This is a genomic window from Maribacter arenosus (genome assembly GCF_014610845.1).
Taxonomy (GTDB): Bacteria; Bacteroidota; Bacteroidia; order Flavobacteriales; family Flavobacteriaceae; genus Maribacter_A; species Maribacter_A arenosus.
This window is the reverse complement of record NZ_JABTCG010000019.1, coordinates 1-2,360: the sequence shown is the minus strand read 5'-3', so window position 1 is coordinate 2,360 and position 2,360 is coordinate 1. Positions and strand designations below refer to the sequence as shown.

Annotated in this window: 1 protein-coding gene; it reads right to left on the bottom strand. The window is 52.1% G+C overall.

Features of this window, described 5'->3' with window-relative positions; all coding sequences use genetic code 11:
• A partial coding sequence (locus HPE63_RS18435; RefSeq protein ID WP_188315777.1) for a beta strand repeat-containing protein occupies positions 1–2,360 on the bottom strand: 2,360 nt, incomplete at both ends.

Genomic DNA, 2,360 nt, shown 5'->3' with positions numbered 1-2,360 from the left:
ATCGGTATAATCATTAAGACTCATCGGAGTGCCATCATCATAGGTAAAGGTGCCACAAAATGCCGTTTGCACGGCACTGTTCAAAATGGGCGCTGGGGCACAATTGTCGTCATCGGTTATGATTGCAATGCCCCGATTATCGACAATAGTAATAAATGCACTGGAAGAATTTGTAAGATCAACAAAGAAATCTTCCGTAGATTCCAATGAGGTATCGTCCAGTAATGGAATATCAATGGTCCTGGTTTGATCCGTTCCTATTCCAAAAGTTACCGTTCCGGAAGTAGTGGTATAGTCTTCCCCGGCAACTGCAGTACCATTTGATGTTTGATAACTAACAGTTGTACCTAATAATGTACTACCGTTTAAGGTAATCGTAAATGTCGCCGTACCATCTTCCTCATTCACCGAAATATCATTAATAACTACCCCGGCAGAATCATCATCGGTAAAACTGCTTGAACCCACATCGTCAACTGTACTAATATTCGCATTGGTACTGGGGTTGCTTAAGGTTACACTTATAAGCTCATCAGCCTCAACCACAGTGTCGCCATCGGTAGTCACGGCAACGGTTTGCGAAAGTATCGCCGTACCTGTAGGAAAGGTCAAAGTACCGATGTCACCGTCCTCATTCCCTCCGCTAATCGTATAATCAACCGTTACAGGATTCCCAGAATCGGAAGCATCAATGCTCACCGTAAAATTCAGCGTCGAAGTCCCTGAATTGCCTTCGTTTACAGGTGTCGGGTCATTAATACTTATGGTTGAAGAATCGTCATTGGTGATCGTGCCTTGTCCTTGGCCATCGGTTATCGTCGCATTGACCGGTGCGCTCAGGTTGACCAAAAAGTTCTCGTTGCCCTCCACATCGGTATCCCCGTTGACGTTCACGGTTATCGTTGTACTGGAAGTGCCCGCCGATATCGTACCACTGCCATTGATCACTTGAACATAATCACTGTCCGCCAAGGTCGCGGTCCCATTGGCCGTGTTATAGTTGAAGCCGATGTTCACTCCAGCATTACTACCGCCAACCACGCTGACCGTAAATGTAAATGCCGTTGTGCCCGAATCGCCCTCAGCCAAAGTGACATCGCCGATACTAATCGCATCGGTGGCCTTGGTAGAGGTGTCCGTAGCCGCTGCACCAGTGCCGTTCACATTGGTCAGGGTAGCGCTCAAGGTGATCGTGCCATCGCCCAATCCGCTCAGGTTGATCCCGGATATCGTCTGACCAGCGGATGCCACGGTGCCGGTTCCCGTTACAGGGGTACCACCGCCACTACTGGTGAACGTATAATTGTAGGTCGTACCGATTACGGCACCCGAAAAAGTAAAGCTTACCGCTGTCTCATTGCCCGAGTTGATGGGATCTTGGTTTATAGCCACGGTATATCCCGATGGTGTTGCGGTAGCTTTGGTCGAAGTGTCCGTGGCCGCTGCGCCCGTGCCGTTCACATTGGTCAAGGTGGCACTCAAGGTGATCGTCCCATCGCCCAACCCGCTCAGGTTGATCCCGGATATCGTCTGACCAGCGGATGCCACGGTGCCGGTTCCCGTTACAGGGGTACCACCGCCACTACTGGTGAACGTATAATTGTAGGTCGTACCGATTACGGCACCCGAAAAAGTGAAGCTTACCGCTGTCGCATTGCCCGCATTGATAGGATCCTGAACAATCGCCACGGTATATCCCGATGGTGTTGCGGTAGCTTTGGTCGAAGTGTCCGTGGCCGCTGCGCCCGTGCCGTTCACATTGGTCAGGGTAGCGCTCAGGGTAATCGTGCCATCGCCCAATCCGCTCAGGTTGATCCCGGATATCGTCTGACCAGCGGATGCCACGGTGCCGGTTCCCGTTACAGGGGTGCCTGCGCCACTACTGGTGAACGTATAATTGTAGGTCGTACCGATTACGGCACCCGAAAAAGTGAAGCTTACCGCTGTCGCATTGCCCGCATTGATAGGATCCTGAACAATCGCCACGGTATATCCCGATGGTGTTGCGGTAGCTTTGGTCGAAGTGTCCGTGGCCGCTGCGCCCGTGCCGTTCACATTGGTCAAGGTAGCGCTCAGGGTAATCGTGCCATCGCCCAATCCGCTCAGGTTGATCCCGGATATCGTCTGACCAGCGGATGCCACGGTGCCGGTTCCCGTTACAGGGGTACCGCCGCCACTACTGGTGAACGTATAATTGTAGGTCGTACCGATTACGGCACCCGAAAAAGTGAAGCTTACCGCTGTCGCATTGCCCGCATTGATAGGATCCTGAACAATCGCCACGGTATATCCCGATGGTGTTGCGGTAGCTTTGGTCGAAGTGTCCGTGGCCGCTGCGCCCGTGCCGTTCACATTGGTCA